Genomic DNA, 16,621 nt, shown 5'->3' on the forward strand with positions numbered 1-16,621 from the left:
TGCTTCCGCAAAGCGGGGATTCTAAGTTGAATTGATCTGCTAGACTGGCGCCATGTCGTCCTCGGAACACGCCCCAACAAATAGATTCGTCCTTTGGATTGTTCTTCTTACACCTGTCATATTGTTTTATGCGTTACTGACCCGGGGCTACGTGAACATCCCCAACGCGGACGACTATCCCGCCATCCTGGGTTTCGCAAATCAATATGTTCCGTTGCACGGCCTCCTGCCAAAGTTCGTGCACGTCATTACGTTCCAGCAGAGCGAATACAAGACCATGCTGGTAAATGGTGTAACGGCTGTACAGTGTGAACTGATACACCGGGTCAGCCTGCCTGTCTTCATGGTTATGGGAAATCTGATTCCCATCGGCATCTTCGTTACTGTGCTCGCGATGTATAAGCGAAGAGCCGATGATCTTTTCACCGCCATTCTTTCCGTGCTTCCTGTTTCCCTTCTGCTATTTCAGCTGCAATATAGCTCAACTCTGGACTGGGCAACGGCTGGCATGCAGAATCTTCCTGTCATTTTCAGTAGCCTGCTGGCGATACTCTTTCTCTCAAAGAGCGGTTCCACTCGTGCATTTGGCTTTGCCTGTTTCTGGCTCGTAATTGCTGTGTGCAGCAGTGCGAACGGTTTCGGCCTATCTATAGTCGGTGGCATTCTCTTACTTGAGCAGCGCCGTTTGCGGCATCTGCTGTTTTGGGCTCTGACTGCGCTTGCGATGGGCGGAGTCTACTTCTACAAGTACAATTTCCATTCGTCACAGGCTGTGCCAGGTGCAACAGTAGGCCATGCATTTCTGCACTTCAACCTGCTATACGCAATCTCGTTTCTGGGCTCTTCCGGGGCTGGATTCACCTCCTATGTCCCCAGCGTCGCGTTAGGCCTGGTCCTGCTTTGCGTTTTTGCCTATATCTGCTTCAGTGGATATTCGCGTCGCAATGTGGCAGTTTTTTACTCAATGGTCTTTGTTGTGTTGAGCGCGTTCGGCGTCGCTGGTCTGCGGGGAGCTCTTGGTGTGGTGCAGAGTCTAGCGTCGCGCTATCGCATCTACTCGAATCTCATGTTGGTGCTGGTATTCATCTATTTGATGGAGATCGTGCTACCAAACCTGCAGTTAAAGCCCTCTGTGAAGAGAGTCGCCCTCTCAGCCATAGCCTTTCTATGCATACTTTTCTGCTTGGGAAGCGATTGGGCGGGATTGCGATTTATCGAGGGACGTAAGCAGGCATTGATTGCTGAAATGGCCCGCTGGGAGCACCCTTCCGAAGCATCCAGCTCACAGGTAAAGGCGAATGATCCTGCGCTGGAAAGGCAATTGCGAATCGGCATCTACAAGCCGATTGCCCCGATCCTCATTGAATCGATCCATCGGCAGCTCTATCTACCGCCGCAGCTTTAACGGGGCTGCGGCCATGAGACCGCAGCCCTGTATCGAGGCGATGACCCTGCGCATTGGCACAAGGACTATGACGTGTCCTTTTTGGTGGAGGGCCTACTGTTCCTGCTGATCCTTTGTATCCGCGAACTTGCTGTACGTCTCCACGTAGGATGTGAGACCCACCGAAGAGTATTTTTCGATCTCGCGGTCAAGATGTCCATATTCGCGGGCATAGTGCGGACCAGTGGCGTGGAAGCAGCTGTGGTCCTTCATGATGCCGTATTTCAGACCCAGCTTCCGCCATAACTGGTTGCTGATCATGCCGTCTTCGCTCTTGCGCATGGTGAGGTTGAATAATCTGATGCGGAAGCGAATCTTTCGATACTGCACACGACGGATACAGGCACACCAACCGCCTGCGGGACCACGTTCAATGGTCCGCCCAGCACGCGTCTCCTCGATGTAATGATCCATGCTTGGTTTAGCACCGTCGGTGAACTCGTTCTGCACTACATTGAGCGCCAGAAAGCCATAGTCGGGAAAGGCTTCCATATATGAGACGAAAAGCTCATTCAGGTTCGAAGGAAATTCGAGTACATCATCGTCGACAATCACAATGTACTCACCTGTACCCTCGCCTAATAGAGTCTTGTAGGCATTGAGGCCGTAGTTCTTATCGCGGCGGATAACTCGGACACGCGGGTTATCGCGATACCGGTTCAAAACTTCCGGTGTGCGATCAGTTGAACCATTGTCCATGACGATGATCTCGGAAGAGATGGGGCCTTCGGTGCTGGTCGTAAGGGCCTCCAGGCATTTTTCCAGGAACTTGTAGCGGTTCCAGGTCAAGAGGACATAGGTGAGCTTCATGCTCCCATGCTACACCGCTGAAATCGCTCTCCTGATGGGCGGCGCTTTATAGAGAAGAATCTCTTTTCCGCAGGGATATTCTGTAAATGTGATGGCGTCATCTCCCTCTATTTCGGTGGTGCTTTGCACCTATAACGGGCAACAGTTCTTGCCACAGCAGCTCGATTCGATCACAGGTCAGACAATACTTCCCAATGAACTAATCGTGTGTGACGACGGTTCCACGGATTCGACGCTAGAGCAACTGGCGAAATTTGCATCTGAGGCGCCCTTTACGGTGCGAATCCATCGAAATGATCGAAGGCTTGGTTCCACGCGCAATTTCGACCAGGGGCTGGCACTTGCTCAGGGCCAGTTGATTGCGCTGTGCGATCAGGACGACGTATGGGAGCCGGAAAAGCTGGAGCGGCTATGCCACGTCATGGAGGATGAGACGATCGGTGGAATTTTCACCGATGCTACCCTGATCGATGATTCTGGCAGGACGCTGCCAGAAAATCTCTGGTTGCGTGCAGGGTTCACTCCTGCCCGACGCGCCAAGTTCGATCGCGATCCTGTGGGCTTACTTTTGCGGCAGGATGTGGCGACCGGGGCGACGATGATGATCCGAGGACGGCTGAGGAGGATGTACCAGGATATCCCGGAAGAATGGGTGCACGACGGCTGGCTCGCCTGGATGCTGGTGCTTTATCAGTCAGAGGCGGGGCGTCTACAGGCGATAGAGAACCGTCTGACACGATACAGAATTCACTCCTCGCAGCAGACGGGCTCATCTGCCGTGGCGTTGGGTTTGCCGTCGGAGTCAGTGGGGAAACGCCTGACCAAAGCGAGACAGGCCGGACACGAACATCACCGGAGAATTGCCCAGAGGTTTCGTCTGGTGCGGGAGCACTGGTTGTCGCGTGGTGGTTCCGCCGATGCCCCCGTCGCGCGGCGGCTTCTCGGAGCAATCCGTTTGCTGGAAAGCAGATCTATGCTGCCTGTCGCTCGCTGGCGCCGGCTGCCAGCGGTGCTGTGGCTGCTGCCTGCTTATATCCGCTATGCAGGCGGGTGGCGTTCAGCGGGACGTGATCTATGGGCGTAGATCACATCCGATTTGGATGCGCTGATGAAATCGCTCACACACTTTCGAAGAGCTGCTGATAATACAGTTGATTGTTAACGTGCAGAATATCCTAAGAGCTTGGGGCATAACGCGCAAAAGCATTCAAAAGTCGCGCCCTTACTTGCCGATGCAGAAGGTGGAGAAGATCCGGTTCAGGATGTCGTCCGCCGTGGTCTCGCCGGTGAGGCTGTCGAGCTGGCGCAGGGCGCTGTAGAGATCGAGCAGGATCATCTCGTGCGGTGTGCCGTTTGCGGTGGCGGCCCGGGCGTCGCCCAGCGCGTCGATCGCGCTCTTCACCGCCTCGTGCTGGCGCAGGTTGGTCAGCATGCCGCTTTCGCTTTCGCCGCCCGGGGTACGCACCATGCCCAGCAGCGCCGAGCGCAGCGCATCGATGCCGGCACCCGTCACAGCGGAGGTGCGGAGGGTGAGCGTGTCGTCGCCAAGATCAGCATCCGCGGCGCTCTCCTCGCTTGTTTCGAGATCGACCTTGTTGCGCACCACCAGCACGCGCCGCCCTCGGAGTGATCTGAGCAGCTCCGACTCCTCGGCACTCGGCGGCACACCGGCCTCGAGCACCACGAGCACGATGTCCGCCTCGGCCAGCGCCTCACGCGACTTTGCAATGCCCATCGCTTCGGCCTCATCGCTTGTATTGCGCAGGCCTGCCGTGTCCACCAGCTCGAGCGGGATGCCGCCGAGCGAAACACGCTCCGTCACCAGGTCGCGCGTGGTGCCGGGAATCGCTGTCACGATGGCGCGCTCGCGCTCGACCAGCCGGTTGAAGAGTGACGACTTGCCGACATTCGGCCTGCCCACGATCGCGAGCGTGAGCCCGGAGTGCACGATGCGCCCGCGCTCGAAGCTGCGGGCCAGTCCAGCGAGCTCCGCGCCCACGGCGTCGATGCGCGTGCCGATCTCTTCCTCCGGCATCAGGTCCACATCGTCTTCGGCGAAGTCGATGCCCGCCTCGAGCAGGGAGATTAACTCGACAAGCTTCTCTTTCGCGGGCTGGATGCGCCGCGAGATCGCGCCGCCCATCTGTTCGGCGGCGGTGCGCGCCTGGTAAAGCGTTTGCGCGTCGATCAGGTCACGTACGGCCTCGGCCTGCGTCAGGTCCAGCCGGCCGGAGAGGAAGGCGCGCTCGGTGAACTCGCCCGGCCGCGCCAGTCGCGCGCCTTGCTGCAGTGCCAGCCGCAACAACAGGTCGAGCACCACGGGCGAACCATGTGCGGCGATCTCGACTAAATCTTCACCTGTGTAGGATCTTGGCTTCGCGAAGTAAGTCGCGATGGCTTCGTCGAGCTTGCCGCTCGTCTCCGGATCGCGGATTTCGGCGAAGCGCGCCATCGCATGCTCGAGCGGATTGCGCAGCGTAAGCAGCGCGTTGCCGATGGCCAGAGCGTGCGGTCCGGAGAGGCGCACGATACCGATGCCGCCACGCCCCGGCGGCGTGGAGACAGCGGCGATCGTCTCGCCGGCTACGTCTTCCTGCTCCGCGATTTGGGGATGAGGCTGCACGGGAAAGATTTAGAGCAGAACTAGCGGCGTCCGCGTCCACCCGATTGGGGACGTGAGGACGGGCGCGATTGCGATTGGGGCCGCGCGGCGCTCAGCGAAGCGAGCTTGCTGGTGTCGAAGCCCTTCGGATGCGCTACGACGAAGCGGAAATTGCCCTCGCCCGTCGATGAGGTCTCGAGGTCGGTGAAGCCGCGGAAGGCCAGGTGCAGCATGCGGCGCTCGCGCGAACTCATCGGCGCGAAGCTGAAGGGCTGGCCGGTCTTGCGGACACGCTCGGCCGCGGTCTCTGCAGCCATGCGCAGCTCGCGGGCGCGGATCGCCTTGAACTGGTTCGCATCGAAGGAGACCTTGTCGTGTTCCTCGTTCTCAAGGCGGATGATCTTCGCCGCCACATGCTCCAGCGCGCGCAGCAGTTCGCCGCCGCGCTGCGTCAGCAGTCCGGCATCGGGTCCGGCCAGCTCCACGTAGATCTCGCGGGCTTCGAGCTTGTCCGGATCCGCGGCGCCTTCGCCTGCGGTGATGCGATACTTCAACCGAAGGCCGCCGGTAGTCGTCAGTGTCTTGAGAAACGCAGCAATCTTCTGCGCCGCAGCAGAGTAGTCTTCAATCGGCATCGACCTAGTATCTCACTCCGGTAAAGATTTCGTCCCGTGTTACCAAAACGCTCCTGCCACATACGGTGGCTGTACCCAAAAGAAAACGAGGCGCCGGTGAAGGCGCCTCGTAGGGTGGGATGCGGTTCTATCTCCGCGCGTTGATGACTTTCCCGCGCTGCTTCTGGGCTCGCTTCTGGGCGATCTCGCGGATCTCCCGGCCCATGCCGGTCCGGTTCATGATCATCTGCTGGGCCACGCCGATGAAGTTGCTGCACGCCCAGTAGAGCGAGAGGCCGGAACCGAAGTTCCACATCATGAAGCCGAAGACCGCGGGCATGGTGAAGGCCATCATCTTCTGCTGGGCAGGATCGACACCCGGCGACGGGGTGAAGTACTGCGTCAGGAACATGGAGACGATCACGAAGACCGGCAGGATGTGCCACGGATCGGGCGAGGCCAGATCCGGCAGCCAGAGCCAGTGCGCGTGGCGCAGCTCGATGACGTTGCTTAACATGCGATAGAAGCCGAAGAGCAGCGGCCACTGGATCAGCATGGGCACGCAGCCGCCGAACATGTTCACGCCCTCGCGCTTCTGCAGCGCGAAGATCTCCTGCTGCATGTCCTGCTTGCGTGGATCGGTGGCCTTGAACTTGGCGTACTTGGCCTTGATCGCGTCCATCTCCGGCTGGATGCGCTGCATCTTCAGCGACGACTGCATCATCTTGATGCGCGTCGGCAGCATGGCGATGTTGAGCAGCACGGTGAGCAGCAGGATGGCCCAGCCCCAGTTCGAGACCACGTGATCGTGGAAGAAGCGCAGCAGGTAGAAGAGCGGCTTCGAGATGATGCCCCACCAACCGAAGCTGACGACCTTCTCGAGGTTCGGACCGCTGACCGCATGCACCGAGCCGAGCACGTCGAGCGACTTCGGGCCGACGAAGAGGCGCGTATCGATGGTGCCCGCGCCGCTGCCGATGGCCGCGCCCAGCACGGACGCGCCTTCGGTCTGGTTCGGGTCCGGCTTCTTCGCGTTCTTGGGAATCTGCAGGGTGTTGCTCAGGCTCACGACCGTCGCGTCCGGCGGGCTGTCCGGCAGGAAGATGGCCGAGAAGTAGAGGTCGCTCACGCCGGCCCAGTCAAAGGGACCGCGCAGCGTGTCGCCGCCGACTACCTTCTTGAAGGCAACCTGGTCGTCCTTGCCGCCCTGCGAGGTGTCGAGCATGCCGCCGGCGTACTGCGGCAGCGTGGTCTGGTCGCCGAAGCCCGCGGGCCAGGCCAGCATCGCGGTCACCGGTGCGCCGTTGTCGGTCACCTTCACGCTGGCGTGGATCACGTAGGACGAGTCGAAGCTGAAGCTCTTGTGGACGGTGAGACCGCCGGCCGAGTAGTCGAAGCTCAGCGTGTTCGGAGCGGAGAGCGTGCCGGTGGCCGAGGCGACATAGAGGCCATTGTTCAGCCTGCTGCGCACGCCGCCGTCATAGGCGAAGAGCGAAAGCGGGTAGCCGAATTTCGCAGCCGCGGGTTGGTTCACCAGGTCCAGCGGCTTGCCGCTGTCGTCGGTGTACTTCTTCAGAATCCAGCTCTTCACCTGCGCGCCGCGGTTGGTGAAGGTGATCTTATAGAGCTCGTTCTCGACCGTGGTCGTGCTCTCGCCGCTGGCCGCCACGGAGGCTGCCGCTGCGCTGCTGTCGGTCGTGGCCGCTACCGGGCTGGCCGCGGGGGCGGACTGCTGCTGCTGTGCGCTCTGGCTCTGCTGCGCCGGGGTCGGCTCGGGTGCTTTCTTCGAGCGATAGTACTGCAGGCCGAAGAAGACCAGCAGGAAGAGGCCGAAGAAGGCGAGCGTGGTGCGCATGTCCATGCCACTGCCACCACCGCCGGGGCCTTGTTGATTCGGATTCTGTATCTCTGGCAAACGACTATCCTGTCCGGCCGGCGGTAGAGCCCGGCCATGCTTCTAATCTTAATGGGCGCGCCTTTTGCCGGGCGCTCCGTTCGTTAACCGGCGTTCCTGTTCGCCGGGGTGCCGAGCATGCCGGTGTGCTGTCCGGGCTTGCCGCTCTTTGCCGGTACCGGATCAAAGCCGCCCCGGGTCAGGGGATGGCAGCGTCCGAGCCGCCGCAGGGCCATCCAGCCGCCGCGCCACAGGCCATGCTCGCTGACCGCGATCGCCGCATATTCCGAGCAGGTAGGCGTAAAGCGGCAGGCGCCCGCGCGGCCGCTTACGGCATGCAGCATGGGCGAAATCAGCTTATATGCGGAAAAGACTTTCTCGACGACGGCCTGACGCCAGGCGTCGGTTTTCGAGAGGGTTCCGGACCGGCCTGTTGTCTCGCCTGGAGTCATGCCCGGTCTCCGGATGCCGGTTGGACAGCTGTCTTCGCCGCCCGCTTCTCAATCAGAGAGCGCACGGTGCCGAAAACGGTCGAAACCTCGCCGGAAAGGCGGGCAAAGTCCATATCTTTTACGGATTTCCGGGGATGCAGGACCACATCCACCCGGCTGGGGAGCTGGCCTAAGTGCGCGCGCACGGCCTCGCGCATCCGCCTCTTGATGCGGTTGCGGTCGATAGCCTTTCCCAGAACGCGTCCGGCGGTGAGCCCGACGCGCGCGCCTTCGGCGGGCACATCGTCTCCGCGCAGGCGGAAGAAATAGGTCATCGAGGGCGAGAAGTGCTTCCGGCTCTGCTGATACACGTGCTGATAGTCCGCGTGCTTGTGCAGGCGGCCATCACACAGCTGTGGCGTAGCGTCCGGCATGATTCTCTTATTTTCCCCTAAAACGCGAGCGTTCTCCCAGGCGGGAGAGCAATTCGGCAGCCTGATCTGCTGGCTGCCGTTCATCACATCGCTCGATTTCGTTCGGGAAGTGAAATCAGGAAGGGAAGACGCGAACTAGTCGCGGTAGCTGGCGCTCACGGAGACGCGATGGCGGCCCTTCGCGCGGCGGCGCGAGAGCACGGCGGCTCCGCTCTTGGTCTTCATGCGGCTACGGAAGCCGTGAACCTTCGAACGGCGGCGGCGATTGGGTTGAAATGTGCGCTTCGGCATGGAACTGCGCTCCTCAAATAATCTTGGTCGTCAAAACTTCTTGACTGAAAGTGTGACCGGCAGGCACAGGCAAAAATGCCACTTCCGGACAAAGTATGAGTATACGCGAAGGCCCGCCGATCTCCAAACCGGATTCCGCGGGCGAGGCGCTTCGGGCTATATCGATGATGTCAGGCTTTCCCGGATTCTGAAAGGAGAGGAGCCTGCGGTCCGGCTCGCAGATCGAGAATGCTCCGGTGCGAATAGCCCAACCGCAGGTGCCTTCACTGCACCTCCTTGCGGTCGCTTCGGTCGGATGACAGGTCATTTGTCGCAGTGCGGGACTTTGTCGTTCACGAAACAGCTTCCCGCTTGCCGGCGGCCCTTGGCAAAAGTCCTGTGACGGGAGGAGAATGCCTGCGCCCGGCGGATCCGGCCCGCGCATGCGGTCTGCTGTGAGCGCCGGCTGAGGCTGGAAACGGCCTCAAGGAGGTCGCCATGATCCCTCCGGTCCTGATTCGGGCCTTGCGGATTCAGGCTTTGCGGCGCATGCTCCCCCCCTTCCACGCCTCAGTCCTGGTCTTTTCTATCGCAACCGCGTTCGGTGCATGCCTTCTGTGCGCCGCTCCTCTTCGCGCCCTGCCACGGGGTCTCGACCAGCCGGATGTTTCCCGGCCCATCGGCGACCATTTCGCGGAGCTGAGCCCGGAGACGCAGGGGGACCTGCTGATGGTCCGCCATCAGTATTCGCTGGCGATCGACGCCTATCGCCGCGGGCCGCACGAGTCGGCGGTCATCTGGAACAAGATGGGTGTCGCCTACCAGCACATGTACGCGCTCGACTTCGCGCGGCTCCAGTATGAGAAGTCGCTCTCCATCGATCCGAATTACGCCGATGCGCTGAACAATCTCGGAACCGTCTTCTACGGGCAGCAGAACTATCGCAAGGCGGAGAAGTTCTACCGGCGTGCCATCCATGTGCGGCAGAACGTAGCGTGCTTCTACAGCAACCTGGGTACCGCATACTTTGCCGAGCGCAAGTACCGGCAGGGTGTGACGGCGTATCAGCAGGCGCTCGCGATCGATCCCAAGGTATTCGCGGACGAGGCGACCTCCCGCATCGATGAGTCAGGGCCGCCGGAAGAGGAGGCGCGGCTCAACTATGCGCTGGCCAGGCTGCTCGCACAGGCGGGTGAGTTCGATGCGGCGATGCGCTGCCTGCGCGCGGCGTTCATTCACGGCTTCGACGACCGCAAACGCGTGATGGAAGACAAGGAGCTCGCCGGACTGCGCGAGACCCCTGCCTTCCATCTGTTCATGGCCGAGGAGCACTGGGAGAACTGAGTGCTGCGTCGACAAATATCGGAATACCCGTCTTTAGCAGGAGCTTTAGAAAAAAGCTTGTCATTCCGACCGAAGCGAGATGGTCTTATCGTCTCGCGCAGTGGAGGAACCTGCAGTTTGCCCGAACATCAAAGAGGATGTGAAGCCAGCAGCTTCACTGCAGGTTCCTCCACTACGCGGCCTTCGGCCGCTCCGCTCGGAATGACAGGCGTGCGGTAACCGCGCAGCGGACTTTTCGATATGGCCTAGTTCGACATCACCTGCGCGGCGAAGCGCTCCATCTCCTCCAACTGTGGGCTCGACTGCAGCAGTACGAGATCCGCGCCCACAGCCTCGAAGTCGGCAATGCGCTGCTTCACCTGCTCGGGCGTGCCGACGAGCCCGCTGCGCAGGCCGCGGTTCGAGACGGAGTAGTCTTCGAGCGAGATCTTTTGCTCGAGCTTTGAGCCGGAGATCCACTGCTGGTAGTTCGCATAGCCGCGCGCCGACTGCTGCACGTCGGTGATGCGTTCCACCTCGCGTTGCGCCTCGGCCTCGGAGTCGCGCACGATGGCGTAGCCCGCGACGCCGAAGACCATCGGCGGCAGACCCAGCGCTTCGCGGCGGCGGCGCATGTCGGCGATCTTCCTGCCCACCGTCTCCGGATCGTCGCCGTGCATCAGGTAGGCATCGCACTTGGCGGCGATCAGGTTCTTCGCCGTCTCCGACTCGCCGCCCGCATAGAGCCTCGGCCTCGGCTTTGCTACAGGCTTCGGTGACAGGATGTTGTCCTTCACGTGGTAGAAGCGGCCTTCGTAGCTGAAGCCTTGCTCGCGCCAGCAGCCGTCCACCACATCCAGCCACTCCGAGGTGCGCGCGTAGCGGTCGTCATGCTCGTCGAAGGCGATGCCGTACTTTGTGGCCTCGTCCTTCCACCAGCTGGAGACGACATTCATCGTCAGGCGGCCCTTCGAGATGCGGTCGATATTCGCGGCCTGCTTCGCCAGCAGCGCGGGGTTATGGAAGGTGGGGCGCACGGCCACCATTAGCTCGAGCTTTTCGGTAATCGCGGCCAGCGCGGCAGCCGTCGACCAGGCATCGAGCGACGGGGCTTCGACGCCCTTGATGTCGTTCAGGTTCAGCTCGGCGATGAGCGTGAGCGCATAGCCCAGCTTTTCGGCGCGCAGCGTGAGGCGGCGGGCATAGTCCCAGCCGCCGTCCATGCCTTCGTCGTCGACATTGCGCAGCCACCCGCCGAAGACCGGCAGCCAGAATCCGTAGCGCATTACAGCTTCCCGCCTTCCACGCGCGCCGCTTCGGCTTCGAGCCAGTCGGCCAGCTTCACAAAGGGATCGAAGCCGACGAGATGCAGGCCGTCGGAGACGAAGTTCGAAAGCGCGTTGATGTCGTAGTAGAGGCGCTGGCCATCACGGTCGTCCGTGATGTACTCGATGCCGCCAAGCTCGATGCCGCTCGCCACCATGATGCGCTCGACGTCGGCGATCACTTCGGGCGGAGGCTCATAGCCTTCGACGCGCAGGCCCGCCTTGGGCGCTTCGATGGGGCAGGCCGCAAGGCTCGCATCGAGGGTCGCGCCGTCCGGGGTGCGGCAGATATCCGCTGGGCACAGGTCGAAGGTCTCACCGGTGACGTGGACCTTGATGGCGTAGAGGAATTTTCCGTTCAGCACTTCCACGCGCACGATGTGCCCACCGCGCGCCGGGATGAACTCCTGCACCAGCGCCGTCGAGTCGAGGCCGAAGGCGAGCTCGCCTGCATCGGCCGCCGCGGCCAGCGCCTCCCGTGTATCGAAACGCTTGACGCCCGCGCCCGATCCGCCGATGTTCGGCTTCACCACGACGGGCCAGCGCAGGCCTTCGGTCGCGGCCACGGCCTGCGAGGCGCGATGAATCACGCGTGCCTTGGGATAAGGAAGCGCCAGCTCGTCGAGAAGCGAAAGCTGCGCGGCCTTCGAGAGCTCATTGCGAAAGGCCGTGAGGCCGTTGATGATGCGCACGCCGCGCCGCTCGAGGTGATCGAGGAATCCAAGCGTGTAGAAGATGCAGTCGCCGTGCTCGCGGTTCCAGGCCGAAGGGCTCATGCGGTTCACCACCAGCGAATACTTCTGCTCGGGGCGATCTTCGATCGCATACGCGTGCTCGGTCGCATTCAGCTTCACGTACGGCGTGCCGCGGCGGTCAAGCTCGGCAAAGAGTGGAAGAAACCAGCGCGGCTGTTCGTAATAAATGGCAATAGGACGGGACGACGACATCGGGCATAATCCTCAGCTACTTTTGTACCCGATTCTCCGCATTCCCCGCGATCAGAGCGGCACATTTACGAAGATCGCGCTCGAGAAACGCGAATAATTCGGCGGCGTAGAGCCGTCATACATGCGCACGTAGTACTGCTCCATCACCGCCTCGCGCGGAATTGTGAAGTTCGCCACCGGGCTGCGCAGGACCAGGTCGGAGTTCGTCACTGGCCCGAAGGACCAGTCGCGCCGCCGCACCTCGAAGCCGCCACCTGAGGGGGGCGTGGCGTTCGCGCTTACGGTGATCGCGCTTGAGCTCACGGATGGGAATGTCAGCGCGGAGAGATTCGCCAGCGGCAGTACGGCCTCCGGCTGCTGCGGCAGCCACACTGTCGTCGGCACCGTGATCGAGCTCTTGATCGCCAGCGCGTCGGCCCAGTCATTCGCGAATGCGATGGTGTACTTCACCAGCCCGGGCACGCTGCATGCGATGTCGAGAGTCACCGAGCGCACAACCAGGTTGGCAGGAAGGTTCGCCGAGAGGCCTGCCGTCGTGACAGCCAGCAGGTCGCCGGGCCACACATCGCCCTGCGTCTCGAAATTCCATCCTGTGTAGGTGCCCTTCCATGCGGCGCCGCGGCTGGTTCCGAGGTCGAGGATCGCCGTCGCTGCATTCTCGCAATCGACTGAGCTGCGCGGCGCCGGGCTGGTCACCGTGCCGATCCACGCCGCCGTGCCCGGCAGCAATCCACCCACGCTCTCCTCTGCGATGCTCGCCGCATTCGCCAGCCGCGCCACAGAGCGCCGCGTTGTCCGGTAGGAGACGGCGATGAGCTCGCCCGCCGCAGGCACACTTGTCGCATAGAAGTGCAGTCTGCCGGTGCGTTCGATGGTGCAGTCCGCGCCCTGCGCCGTGGTGCCGATCCGCCGCACGATCGGGCTTCCGCCGGGCGGCGTGCTCTCTACCCACACCGGCCCCTGCTGCGTGATGATCATGCTGGCAACACTGCAGTCGAGGTTCGCGCTGTTGAGCAGCGCAAACCAGCACGTGGCGGGGATCGATGCCAGCGTCCCCTCGTAGAGCACCACCGGGGTCTGCGCAACGCCGCCCGTGGTGTCCTGCACCTCGAAGAGCAGCGATGCTCCCGCCGGCACGTAAGTGCCGCCGTAGGTGTTCGTGCCGGTGTCGTCGACCGAGATATAGGATTGCAGCTGCCGCTGTTGCTCATTCGAATAAATACGCAACCGTAATGTGTACAAATGTCCGGCGACAGGAGTGAAGCTGCTGCCCGACACGGTGCTGAATACGATCGGGGCGATTGAGGTGCTGCCGCTGCTCTCGGAGATCTGAAAGCCGGCCACGCAATTAGGCAATGTGAATGTTCCGTCGTAGATTGCGTTCAGGAGGCCGCTGGTGGTCGAGCCGAAGGTTACACCGCCTGCTTCCAGCACCAACGATCCGCCAATCTCCAGCTGGTTCAGCAGCGAGAGCACGGTGTCGTTCAGTGTCCCATCGCCGCCCGTGCAGGTGAGCCCCGTGCTTGTGAGCGAAAGACGGGACGAAGGATCGAGGATGGCCCACACCTGCGTATTGATGGCGGGCTCCTGGAAGAGCTCTTCCAGCGGCTTGGTCTTCGTTGCCGGAGGGATGTATGGCAGCTCCGTCAGGTTGAAGATCACGGTCGTGCCGTCGCCCTCGAAGAACTCGGTCACGTATGCGGAGGGCTCGCTTGGCCCGCACACCGTCACGTCGTTGGCCACGCCCTTTACCATCGAGGCTTCGAGCATGGCAGGGTTCAGCGTTCCGTCGCCATCGCTTAACGTGTGAACCGTATTGCCGACTTCCAGCAGCGAGATCGTACCGTCAAGTGCGCGATACACGCTGCGCAGGGTCGAGGCCAGAACGCCCGCGTTCTGCGCCCAGCTCTGTCCTGGGTCGGGCTGGAACTCGCTCACCAGCAGCGATCCGGCTGCTCCGGTGAAGCTCAGCCCGCTCGATGGAGAGACGATCAGGATGGCCTGCAGCAGTTCGCTCGCCTTCTGCGCATACCCGGGCAGCGATTGCGGCACGGGCTGGCGGTCCAGCAGAATCTCGTCGCTCACCGCGGATACGGAAGCCTCGTACACGGGGCCCGCGCTTGCCTGGCCTGCGAGCACCAGCGCGGGCTCCGTTGCCACGTACCCGGTGAAGAGCAGTATGCCGCTGTCATCGCTCACGATCACGCGGCCGTTTCTCGCAGGCACCGGCAACCCCGCAGCCGTAGGCGCAACCGTAAACCCGCACAGGCTGGGCGCGTTCCATGGGCGTTCGATGCGAAACTTCGCATTTGTAACAATCACGGATGAATAATCTACCGCGCCGTTGCCGTCGTGGTTGTCGATCGTCAGCTTCACTGGGAATCCTCGCTAAACCAGCGTCATTGCGCTGGGCAGGTAGCTGCGGAAGCAGACCGCAGCCTGTCCGTCGTTCGTATCGGTAATCGGAAGCGCGCGGAAGCTGGCGCTTAGCGCGATGCGCTCGAGCGGTGCGGCCAGCGCGGCTGCGGCCTCGGCTGCGCCGGTCATCGCCTGCAGGCGCGGATAGTAAAAGACGATCCGCTCGCCCTGCTCGCCCGGCATCACGAAGAGCCCCGACCATTCCTGGAAGAAGTTGCCGCCTTCGCGATCGACAAAGCCGAGCACCTGCTGCACCTTCATCGTGCCCGCAGGTACGCCGGCGATCAGCGGAGACGCCAGCTGCAGGCCGCTCGTCGTCACCTGCGTTACACGCGCCACGTTGAAGGTCACACGCCGGATGTAATCCGGATCGTCGTTCACGGCCGCTGCGCTCTGTACATACGCTGCCGAGACGCTGCTGCCGACAAAGCCCGTCTGCCCCGCGTAGTCCGCATCCACGGCAACGATGTCGCCGGCAGAGAAGCTCGTCGTGCTGCTGAGATAAAGAAATGTCGCCGTCGATCCGGTCGCAGCGAGTGCCACGGCCGGCGCGGCCGGCGAACCTGACGCATTCTGCGTTGCGCCCGAGGCCGGGGCAAGCAGGTTCATGTGCTGTGAGCCCGCAGCGAGTGCCATGGTCAGCTTGCTCCACGTCTTGAAGCGAAAGCTCACGCTCGCGTCCACGCTCTCACGCACCTGGTACTGCGTCGTGCCCGGCGATCCGGTTACGAGCGCGCCTGTTTTGCTCAGAGACTTGCGCGCGAAGTCTTCGATCCATCCAAGATCGACCCATGGCGATGGTGGTGTGTCGAGCGTGAACTGCCCGTTCACTGATGGATCGAAGATCGTTGGCGTCAGCGTCGCGCGGTTTACCGGCGCAAAGTAGGCGCGCACGCGTCGCGTCGCCGGAGGCATGGGATTCAAGGCTGTCAGCGTCGTGCTCATGCTTCCCCCGTCTCCTGAAACGCGAATACGTTCACCGTCGCTACACGCTCCATCCGTTCACGCGCCACGGTTGTTGCGCCAAAGACGGCCTGCGACCAGAAGACCATCGTGCCCATCGCTGTGGCTGGTGTGGTCGTATAGTTGTACTTCGCTGTGGAGCTCGGGCAGAGAATCTGCAGCAGTTCGTCATCCATCTCTTCGAGCGCGCGCCCGCGATCGAGCCCGAGATTGCCCTGCGTGCCCGCCGTCGCATAATGAATTTCGCAGGCCATCTGCGCAAGGATCGATGGCAGCTGTGAGTCTGTCGCGAACGTCGTCCAGCGCAGAGTGAAAGCATCCAGCAGCATCTGCGGCATCGGCGCTTCGGCATCCTCCACCAGGATGCCCGGCCGCGTCACACCGCGCAGCGTCATCGTACGATTCGGATTCACTGTCGCCAGCCGGTTGCGCAGCGCGATATAAAAACTGTCCTTTGCGTTCTGCATCGCCGCCTCTTTCTTATGTCCCGCTCTGCATCGGCCAGGCCACCGTCGACTCGCGCAGCAGCAGCCGGTAGAGGTATGCCTCGCCAAGATTCTCTGATGCCGCATGCGCCTCGATCAGGTAGAGCTTGCCGTCGACTGCCACGCCTGCGGCCATGGCAAACAATGTGTCCGCCGAAGCGATCTGCAGCGTATTCGCCGCGTTCTGTATGGCAGCGGCTGCGATCAGTAGCTCGTACTTCGCTGGTTGACCTTCGCTCATCGTCGCGCGCACTTTGCGAAAGACCGCCGGGGCCAGCGGAAGCGATTGAAAGTTCGGCGCATCGATGCCGAGCTGGCCTGCATCGGTCGCATCGCCCGTGGCCGGAGGCATCAGCAGCATGGCCGTGGTGCCGCCGTTCGCGCGCAGCAGCGATGCCGCCATCTGCTGCGCATAGCTGTTCGGAAGGAGTGTGCTCAGATCCATATGCGCTCCACCTCAGCCCAGCCTGGTTGAAACCCACGGCGCCAGCATCGCCTCGACGTTGGCGTCGATGAGTGAGTTCGAGAAATACTGTATGGTCATCGTGTCCATCTTGGCCTGCTTCACGTTGCCGCCCGCCGCGGCCTCGGCGTTCTTCACGATCTGCGCACACGCACACAGGATCGGATCAGGAATCGTCGCAAGCCCCGCCGTGTACAC

The 16,621-nt window shown here is 61.8% G+C and carries 16 protein-coding genes and 1 pseudogene; 3 read left to right on the forward strand and 14 right to left on the reverse strand.

All coding sequences use genetic code 11. The features are described 5' to 3' along the window. The first annotated feature begins 151 nt into the window (after positions 1-151). Positions 152-1,405: a hypothetical protein gene (locus QM649_RS16595; RefSeq protein ID WP_415200179.1), complete on the forward strand. Its 1,254-nt coding sequence runs from the start codon at positions 152-154 to the stop codon at positions 1,403-1,405. A gap of 93 nt (positions 1,406-1,498) precedes the next feature. Here QM649_RS16595 and QM649_RS16600 read toward each other — a convergent pair whose 3' ends face one another. Beyond that, complete coding sequence (locus tag QM649_RS16600) at positions 1,499-2,254, reverse strand: glycosyltransferase family 2 protein (RefSeq protein ID WP_415200180.1); 756 nt, start codon at positions 2,252-2,254, stop codon at positions 1,499-1,501. A 91-nt stretch (positions 2,255-2,345) separates the two neighbouring features. Between QM649_RS16600 and QM649_RS16605 the strand changes: the two genes are divergently transcribed. Then, positions 2,346-3,338, forward strand: coding sequence for a glycosyltransferase family 2 protein (locus QM649_RS16605; protein ID WP_415200181.1), 993 nt, complete (start codon positions 2,346-2,348; stop codon positions 3,336-3,338). A 138-nt stretch (positions 3,339-3,476) separates the two neighbouring features. On the opposite strand, the gene mnmE is transcribed toward QM649_RS16605, so the two are convergent. The 6 genes from mnmE to rpmH form a co-directional block, all read right to left on the reverse strand. Continuing rightward, complete coding sequence (mnmE, locus tag QM649_RS16610; RefSeq protein ID WP_415200182.1) at positions 3,477-4,877, reverse strand: tRNA uridine-5-carboxymethylaminomethyl(34) synthesis GTPase MnmE; 1,401 nt, start codon at positions 4,875-4,877, stop codon at positions 3,477-3,479. A 20-nt stretch (positions 4,878-4,897) separates the two neighbouring features. Then, positions 4,898-5,491, reverse strand: a complete 594-nt coding sequence (locus QM649_RS16615; RefSeq protein WP_415200183.1) for a protein jag — start codon at positions 5,489-5,491, stop codon at positions 4,898-4,900. Between the two features lie 127 nt (positions 5,492-5,618). Further along, positions 5,619-7,385 carry a membrane protein insertase YidC gene (gene yidC, locus QM649_RS16620; RefSeq protein ID WP_415200184.1) on the reverse strand — a complete coding sequence of 589 codons (1,767 nt, stop codon included), beginning with the start codon at positions 7,383-7,385 and terminating at the stop codon, positions 5,619-5,621. 83 nt (positions 7,386-7,468) lie between these two features. Continuing rightward, positions 7,469-7,816 (reverse strand): membrane protein insertion efficiency factor YidD, encoded by a 348-nt coding sequence (gene yidD / locus QM649_RS16625; RefSeq protein ID WP_415200185.1) that lies wholly within the window; start codon positions 7,814-7,816, stop codon positions 7,469-7,471. Continuing rightward, positions 7,813-8,229: a ribonuclease P protein component gene (gene rnpA, locus QM649_RS16630; protein ID WP_415200186.1), complete on the reverse strand. Its 417-nt coding sequence runs from the start codon at positions 8,227-8,229 to the stop codon at positions 7,813-7,815. The genes yidD and rnpA overlap by 4 nt, the downstream gene beginning before the upstream one ends. A gap of 135 nt (positions 8,230-8,364) precedes the next feature. Further along, entirely contained in the window at positions 8,365-8,520 is a 156-nt protein-coding gene (rpmH, locus tag QM649_RS16635) for a 50S ribosomal protein L34 (protein ID WP_415200187.1), read from the reverse strand. Between the two features lie 477 nt (positions 8,521-8,997). Between rpmH and QM649_RS16640 the strand changes: the two genes are divergently transcribed. Further along, the gene (locus tag QM649_RS16640; protein WP_415200188.1) at positions 8,998-9,843 is read left to right on the forward strand and encodes a tetratricopeptide repeat protein; all 846 of its coding nucleotides are present in this window, start codon (positions 8,998-9,000) and stop codon (positions 9,841-9,843) included. 245 nt (positions 9,844-10,088) lie between these two features. On the opposite strand, the gene QM649_RS16645 is transcribed toward QM649_RS16640, so the two are convergent. From QM649_RS16645 to QM649_RS16675, 7 genes and pseudogenes are all read right to left on the reverse strand, one after another. Beyond that, positions 10,089-11,108: an LLM class flavin-dependent oxidoreductase gene (locus QM649_RS16645; RefSeq protein ID WP_415200189.1), complete on the reverse strand. Its 1,020-nt coding sequence runs from the start codon at positions 11,106-11,108 to the stop codon at positions 10,089-10,091. Then, the gene (locus tag QM649_RS16650; protein WP_415200190.1) at positions 11,108-12,094 is read right to left on the reverse strand and encodes an ATP-grasp domain-containing protein; all 987 of its coding nucleotides are present in this window, start codon (positions 12,092-12,094) and stop codon (positions 11,108-11,110) included. Before QM649_RS16650 ends, QM649_RS16645 begins: the two co-directional genes overlap by 1 nt. 51 nt (positions 12,095-12,145) lie before the next feature. Further along, complete coding sequence (locus tag QM649_RS16655) at positions 12,146-14,470, reverse strand: hypothetical protein (protein WP_415200191.1); 2,325 nt, start codon at positions 14,468-14,470, stop codon at positions 12,146-12,148. A 12-nt stretch (positions 14,471-14,482) separates the two neighbouring features. Continuing rightward, positions 14,483-15,457 (reverse strand): hypothetical protein, encoded by a 975-nt coding sequence (locus QM649_RS16660; protein WP_415200192.1) that lies wholly within the window; start codon positions 15,455-15,457, stop codon positions 14,483-14,485. Further along, complete coding sequence (locus tag QM649_RS16665; protein WP_415200193.1) at positions 15,454-15,942, reverse strand: hypothetical protein; 489 nt, start codon at positions 15,940-15,942, stop codon at positions 15,454-15,456. Before QM649_RS16665 ends, QM649_RS16660 begins: the two co-directional genes overlap by 4 nt. Positions 15,943-15,955: 13 nt before the next feature. After that, positions 15,956-16,405 carry a hypothetical protein gene (locus tag QM649_RS16670; protein ID WP_415200194.1) on the reverse strand — a complete coding sequence of 150 codons (450 nt, stop codon included), beginning with the start codon at positions 16,403-16,405 and terminating at the stop codon, positions 15,956-15,958. A 12-nt stretch (positions 16,406-16,417) separates the two neighbouring features. Continuing rightward, a pseudogene (locus tag QM649_RS16675) lies at positions 16,418-16,621 on the reverse strand (hypothetical protein); the annotation flags it as partial.

It is taken from the genome of Silvibacterium sp., assembly GCF_047605705.1.
Classification (GTDB): domain Bacteria; phylum Acidobacteriota; class Terriglobia; order Terriglobales; family Acidobacteriaceae; genus Silvibacterium.

Coding starts and splice junctions, on each gene's coding strand:
- QM649_RS16600 (WP_415200180.1), bottom strand. CDS start 2,254: ATGAAGCTCACCTATGTCCTCTTGACCTGGAACCGCTACAAGTTCCTG.
- QM649_RS16605 (WP_415200181.1), top strand. CDS start 2,346: ATGGCGTCATCTCCCTCTATTTCGGTGGTGCTTTGCACCTATAACGGG.
- QM649_RS16615 (WP_415200183.1), bottom strand. CDS start 5,491: ATGCCGATTGAAGACTACTCTGCTGCGGCGCAGAAGATTGCTGCGTTT.
- yidD (WP_415200185.1), bottom strand. CDS start 7,816: ATGACTCCAGGCGAGACAACAGGCCGGTCCGGAACCCTCTCGAAAACC.
- rnpA (WP_415200186.1), bottom strand. CDS start 8,229: ATGCCGGACGCTACGCCACAGCTGTGTGATGGCCGCCTGCACAAGCAC.
- rpmH (WP_415200187.1), bottom strand. CDS start 8,520: ATGCCGAAGCGCACATTTCAACCCAATCGCCGCCGCCGTTCGAAGGTT.
- QM649_RS16640 (WP_415200188.1), top strand. CDS start 8,998: ATGATCCCTCCGGTCCTGATTCGGGCCTTGCGGATTCAGGCTTTGCGG.
- QM649_RS16645 (WP_415200189.1), bottom strand. CDS start 11,108: ATGCGCTACGGATTCTGGCTGCCGGTCTTCGGCGGGTGGCTGCGCAAT.
- QM649_RS16650 (WP_415200190.1), bottom strand. CDS start 12,094: ATGTCGTCGTCCCGTCCTATTGCCATTTATTACGAACAGCCGCGCTGG.
- QM649_RS16660 (WP_415200192.1), bottom strand. CDS start 15,457: ATGAGCACGACGCTGACAGCCTTGAATCCCATGCCTCCGGCGACGCGA.
- QM649_RS16665 (WP_415200193.1), bottom strand. CDS start 15,942: ATGCAGAACGCAAAGGACAGTTTTTATATCGCGCTGCGCAACCGGCTG.
- QM649_RS16670 (WP_415200194.1), bottom strand. CDS start 16,405: ATGGATCTGAGCACACTCCTTCCGAACAGCTATGCGCAGCAGATGGCG.